This window comes from Occallatibacter sp. (assembly GCF_049802275.1).
GTDB lineage: Bacteria > Acidobacteriota > Terriglobia > Terriglobales > Acidobacteriaceae > Telmatobacter.
The window spans coordinates 1-5,941 of sequence record NZ_JBARMD010000594.1 but is presented as its reverse complement, the minus strand read 5'-3'; the positions used below and the strand labels follow the sequence as shown (position 1 = coordinate 5,941).

Here is a 5,941-nt window from a genome sequence, read left to right as displayed (position 1 = left end):
GGTAGGAGATTGCGTCCAATGCGATTGCAGGACCGAAAAAGAGGGCTCCGTCGATCGCGGCTCCAATGGCTCCGAAGAAATGGAATCCGGGATAGGGAGCTACCGGCTGTCCGTAGACTGCCCAGGGATTGTATTGAGGGACGTAGACAACCTGCGGGGTGGGCGGCGCGATCTCGATGTTGCCTTGATCCTGAATAACCTCCTGCTGGGACGTGCTCTGAAGGTTGCCCGCCTGCTGGGCGCGATCGCGCATGACCTGGATGGTCTGCATTACGTCCTGCGGCTGGTTGTAATAGGCGTTGCCCAGGTCAGTGGTCCACTGCAGATTCTGCGCCATCTGGTCCAGGACCTGGGGGAAGCCGGTGAGAGCTTTTACGCTGGGGTCCCAGCCGGTCTGCGCATTGGCTCCGGCCGCGATCTGCTGAGGCGGCGCACCACCCTGCATGCGGAGCCACTGGTCGGCGGCGGCAATTTGAGCCGGATAGGTCGATCCCGCAAGAACCATGGAGACGAGATTGTCAGGGTAAAGGGCGATTGGCGCGACCATCTGCTCGAGGTGGTCTGGGGTGAGGGCCTGGGCGGGTTGATAGGGAGCGGCGAGGCCCCGGGTTGGATCGTTATAGGACTGCTGTTGTTGGGGATAGCCCTGTTGCCCGTATCCTTGCTGGCCGTACGCGGGCGGTTGCTGTTGCTCATATTGAGGCTGTTGCTGGTACTGAGGTTGCTGTGGGTATTGCCCGTCCTGCGGATTTGGCGCGTATTGACCTGCGGTTGTACCGGGGTTGTCTGTCGACCAGTTGGGGATTGGAGTTGGATCCTGCGCAAGTGCAAGCGCGCCGGCGAGGGCAACACCGCATGCAAAGGTCGCAATTCCTGTTCCTCTGCCGGAGAATCGGGGAAATGCCGGCGCAGCGGGGATCTTGGATTCCTTTTGAGGTAAGACTGAGAGCGATACAGGGGAAGGCGTGCGCCGAATGTACAGATCGAATTGGGGTTTCATCGTCCCTCACTGGATTCGAGCGACGCGCTGGTCTGACATGTCAGCATTTGTCATCGCCCAATGCTCGTGTACTCCTGTTGTGTTTTCGCGCAAACTCGACCCACCCGGGAGTACCTAATCTGGAACCCCGCCTCTGCGAGTTAGTTTCGCGGATGCAACGGAATCGTCGAAATCGGGACGTCAAAGGCCAGGGCCGCCATGGGCCCTGGGGGCATAACGTTTTACGTATAATGTCGCACGTTATATAATTGCTCATGATTCAAAGCTTCAGAGACGCGGACACAGAGCACCTCTTTGAAGCGCGAGCAAATCGGCGCTGGGAAACAATTAGAAAGGTTGCGCTGCGGAAGCTTGATCAAATTCAGGCATCCATCAATTTGAACGATCTTCGCGTGCCACCGGGGAGTCATCTGGAGGCGCTGGTTGGTGGCCGGAAGGGCCAGCACAGCATCAGAATTAACGATAAGTACCGTATTTGCTTCATCTGGAAGGATGATGGAGCGCATGAGGTGGAGATCACCGATTATCACTAGCAGTTTGCAGAGTATTCCGCTGAGGAGCGAGCATTATGACCATCAAGAGACCAGCTTCGGGCTGGGACGTTCGGCGGGTGACTACCCATCCAGGCGAGATGCTGCGAGAAGAGTTTTTGATCCCGCTCGGGATCAGCCAGAACGCTTTGGCGATGAAGATCCGGGTGCCCGCAACGCGCATCGGCGACATAGTTCACGGCCGGCGTGCAATTTCAACTGATACGGCGCTTCGCCTGGCCCGTTTTTTTGGAAACAGCCCTGAGTTCTGGATGAACCTTCAGCAACAGCACGATCTTTCTATGGCCAGGCTGGAGCTCGAAAAAACCATTGAGCGCGAAGTTGAGACCTATTCGGCGGCGTAGGACCTGGCGCATGTTTACCCGATCCACGCATGGGGCGAAAATCTGCTGCAAGGGCTAAACTAGATTCGCTATGGCAACTGTGACTCTTCCTACCGAAATTCAGCCTCGCTCGCCCCAGGGCGAGTACCGCAATGAGCCGTTTACCGACTTCAAGAACCCCGAGAATGCCCGATCCATGCAGGCGGCGCTGGACCTGGTGGCAGGCCATCTGGGGCACGAATACGACCTCATCATTGGCGGGCACCGCCTGAGGACCGAAGGCAAGATCAAGTCGTTCAATCCTGCAAGGCCCGCCCAGGTAGTCGGCGTCCACCAGAAGGCCGGAGCCGAGCACGCCGAAAAAGCCATGCAGGCAGCGCTCGATGCGTTTGAGACCTGGAGCCGGACATCGGTGGAGACGCGCGTCTCGCTACTCCTGAACGCGGCAAAGATTATCCGCGAGCGGCACTTCGAGTTCTGCGCGTGGCTCACCTATGAAGTGGGCAAGAACTGGGCTGAGGCCGATGCGGACGTGGGCGAGACCATCGACTTTCTCGAGTTCTACAGCCGCGAGGCGCTGCGGCTGGCAAAAGCGGAGACACCCATTCAGTTGCCGGGCGAGTTCGATCAGCTGATGTACATTCCGCTGGGCGTGGGCGCGGTGATTCCGCCATGGAATTTTCCGTTCGCGATTATGGCGGGCATGACTGTGGCTTCAATCGTCACCGGGAACACGGTGATCCTGAAACCTTCGAGCGATTCCCCGACCATTGCCGCGAAGTTTGTCGAAGTGCTGGAAGAAGCGGGGATGCCGGGCGGCGTGGTGAATTTCTGTCCGGGATCCGGCGCGAGTTTCGGCAATGCGATTGTGGAGCATCGCAGGACGCGGTTCATCGCGTTTACCGGATCGCGCGATGTGGGCCTTGAGATTCACGAGCGCGCGGCGAAGCATCAGAAGGGACAGATTTGGATCAAGCGCACGGTTCTGGAGATGGGCGGGAAGGATTCGATTCTGGTTTGCGCGGATGCGGATCTGGATGCGGCAGTCGATGGCACCGTAGCAGCTGCATTCGGATTCAGTGGGCAGAAGTGCTCGGCTTGTTCGCGCGCGATTGTTGAAGCTCCGGTGTATGACATTTTTCTGGAGCGGGTGCGCGAGAAGGTAGCGAAGCTGACCGTGGGTGATCCGGTAACCAATCCAAATATGGGGCCAGTGGTGAACAAAGCGGCGATGGATTCGATTCTTGGATACATCGAGACCGGCAAGAAAGAGGGGCGGCTGGTAGCGGGCGGCAAGGCGGTTGAAAATGCCGACGGGGGATTCTTCCTTGAGCCGACCGTGATTGCGGATGTCGCTCCGGATGCGGTCATTGCGCAGGAAGAGATTTTTGGACCGGTGCTGGCGGTGATCAAGGTTGCGGATTTCGATGAGGGGCTGAAGGTCGCGAACAATACCGAGTACGGACTGACGGGGGCGATTTATTCAGGGTCGCGCGAAGCATTGGAGACGGCGCGACGCGAGTATCACGTGGGCAACTTGTATCTGAATCGCAAGTGCACGGGGGCGATGGTGGGTGCGCATCCGTTTGGCGGATTCAATATGAGCGGCACCGATTCGAAGGCGGGTGGCCCGGATTATCTGCTGCTGTTCACCCAGGCCAAGAGCGTGGCGGAGAAACTGTAAGACACGCTCAAAATGGGAAAGTAACCAGCGTCCCTCGGGAGAGATTCTCTCGAGGGATTTCTGTTTTTGATGTCAATTTTGATTGAACAAGTCGAGGATAGTCGCGACGATTGAGCAAAAAGCCGGTTTCCTTGATTCAATCTTAAGTTTTCAGAACTATGCTTGCTGACGACTACTGACGAGGCTCTCGTCACAATCTTTCTGCAAGAGGTAATCGAGATGGGACTGAATCGACTTGTTGTTTCCGCACTATTGGTGCTGCTCGGAATTCCCGCCATGGCGACGGCTCAATCGAACTGGAACGTAAAGCAGACGTTTCATATTGGCGGCGAGGGGGGCTGGGATTACGTGACGATTGATTCTCAGTCGCACCGGCTGTTTGTGACGCGGTCAACGCATACGCAGGTGATCGATGATGAAAGCGGAAAGGTCCTGGGGGATATTCCGGGGCAGATTCGCTCTCATGGAGTGGCGCTTGTTCCGAAGCTCAATCGCGGATTCATCACCGATGGCGGCGGCAAGGGCGCAATCCTGGTGTTCGATCTAAAGACCTATGCGGCGCTCGGCAAACTCGCAGCCATGCCGGATGCGGATGGAATCATCTATGACCCGAAAACCAACCTGGTGCTGGCTGTCTCGGGCGATGGCAACGCGCTGATGACCTTTCATCCTGATATCGATCCGCAGAGCGGCAAGATCGACGCGCCGATTGAGTTAGGCGGCGCACCGGAGTTTCTAGCCGCGGACGGCGAGGGCAAAGTGTACGTCAACCTGGAAGACAAGGACCTCGTTGCCGTCGTCGATTTGAATACGCGCAAGGTCACCGCAAAGTGGCCCGTTGCGCCGGGCGGTCATCCGGTTGGTATGTCGATGGATCGAAATTCTCATCGCCTGTTTATCGGCTGCCGCAATCCTCAAAAGCTTGTAGTGATGAACGCCGAAAACGGAAAGATCGAGGCCGCGCTTCCGATTGGAGCAGGCGTGGACGCAACTGGCTTTTACAACGGGCAGGCCTTTGCCAGCTGCCGCGATGGATCGCTCACGGTCATCGGCGCAGCAAGCGACAAGTTTGCGGTTGAGCAAACGGTGAAGACGCCGGATGGTGCACGGACCATGGGCATCGATGGGAACAATCATCAGATCTATCTTCCGACCTCGGAGTTTGAGGACGCGACCGCGGGTGGCAGGCCGAAATCCAAGCCGGGCACATTCATGCTGGTAGTGGTTGGGCGATAGGCGAATTCCAGAAAAATCGCACCAATACGAATAATCGTTCGCATCTTGGTTTCTTCCCGCACATCCAATGCGCGTGGAGGCAAGATGCCGACGATCATTCGCTTTCATCAGCTTGGCGGTCCGGAAGTCCTCAGGTTTGAGGAGGTCGCACCTCAAGAGCCTGCGAATGGCGAGGTACGCTTGCGAGTGCAGGCGGCGGGTTTGAATCGCGCGGAGGCGCTTTTCTATCGGGGACAGTACCTCGAAAAGGCGAAGTTGCCGTCGCGCATTGGATACGAGGTTGCGGGCGTTGTTGCAGCTGTTGGTGAGGGCGTGGATTCTGGCTGGATCGGCAAGAAGGTTGCGACGATTCCGGCGTTTGGCATGAATCAATACGGCACCCTCGGAGAACAGGCGGTGGTGCCGGCTTTCGCTTTGACAGAGTATCCGGCGAACCTGACTCCGGAGCAAGCAGCGGCTGCATGGATGCAGTATCTGACGGCCTACGGTGCGCTGGTGTTCTACGGCAAGGTGAGTGCCGGTGATTTTGTTTCGATTCCGGCGGCTTCTTCGAGCGTGGGGCTTGCAGCGATCCAGATTGTGCGCGACGCAGGTGCAACGGCCATTGCGGTTACACGGACTTCCGCGAAGAAGGACGAACTGATCGCGTTGGGTGCACATCAGGTGATCGTCAGCGGCGAGGAAGATTATACGGCTCGCATGCAGGAGATCACGGGTGGCAAGGGGACGCGGCTGATCTTTGATCCCGTGGCTGGACCTTATGTGGAGACGCTCGCAACCGGCGCGGCGCAGGACAGCATTCTTTTTATCTATGGAGGACTTTCGATGCAGCCAACGCCATTCCCGCTGATGCAATCGTTTCGGACTGGATTGAGTGTTCGGGCATATACGCTTCGCGAGATTACAACAAAGCCGGAAAGGCTGGCGGTGGCGAAGAAGTATGTCTTCGATCGGCTGGCGGATGGGCGTTTCGTACCGAAGATCGCGAAGACGTTCGCATACAAGGACACGGTGGAAGCTTATCGGTATCTTGAGTCGAACGAGCAGGTGGGGAAAGTTGTGATCAGGGTGTCGTGATGTCGCACAAGTCGTTCTGTCTGCGATCCGGGACGGAAGAAAAGCAGATCCTTCGCGCCGCTTACCCCAC

At 57.5% G+C, this 5,941-nt stretch carries 6 protein-coding genes; 5 read left to right on the top strand and 1 reads right to left on the bottom strand.

What is annotated here, in order from left to right:
• Nucleotides 1-1,000, bottom strand: a 1,000-nt coding sequence (locus WA354_RS20215) for a DUF3300 domain-containing protein (protein WP_472814824.1), incomplete at its 3' end; no start/stop codon positions are given.
• Nucleotides 1,001-1,254: 254 nt separating this feature from the next.
• On the opposite strand from WA354_RS20215, the gene WA354_RS20210 reads away from it, so the two are divergent.
• The 5 genes from WA354_RS20210 to WA354_RS20190 all read left to right on the top strand — a co-directional run bounded on the left by WA354_RS20210 (nt 1,255) and on the right by WA354_RS20190 (nt 5,871).
• Nucleotides 1,255-1,533, top strand: a complete 279-nt coding sequence (locus WA354_RS20210) for a type II toxin-antitoxin system RelE/ParE family toxin (protein ID WP_472814823.1) — start codon at nt 1,255-1,257, stop codon at nt 1,531-1,533.
• Nucleotides 1,534-1,568: 35 nt separating this feature from the next.
• The gene (locus WA354_RS20205) at nt 1,569-1,895 is read left to right on the top strand and encodes a HigA family addiction module antitoxin (protein ID WP_472814822.1); all 327 of its coding nucleotides are present in this window, start codon (nt 1,569-1,571) and stop codon (nt 1,893-1,895) included.
• Nucleotides 1,896-1,965: 70 nt separating this feature from the next.
• Nucleotides 1,966-3,558, top strand: coding sequence for an L-glutamate gamma-semialdehyde dehydrogenase (pruA, locus tag WA354_RS20200; protein WP_472814821.1), 1,593 nt, complete (start codon nt 1,966-1,968; stop codon nt 3,556-3,558).
• 162 nt (nt 3,559-3,720) lie between these two features.
• Nucleotides 3,721-4,794, top strand: a complete 1,074-nt coding sequence (locus WA354_RS20195) for a YncE family protein (protein WP_472814820.1) — start codon at nt 3,721-3,723, stop codon at nt 4,792-4,794.
• 84 nt (nt 4,795-4,878) lie between these two features.
• The gene (locus WA354_RS20190) at nt 4,879-5,871 is read left to right on the top strand and encodes a zinc-dependent alcohol dehydrogenase family protein (protein ID WP_472814819.1); all 993 of its coding nucleotides are present in this window, start codon (nt 4,879-4,881) and stop codon (nt 5,869-5,871) included.
• The last annotated feature ends 70 nt before the right edge of the window (nt 5,872-5,941 follow it).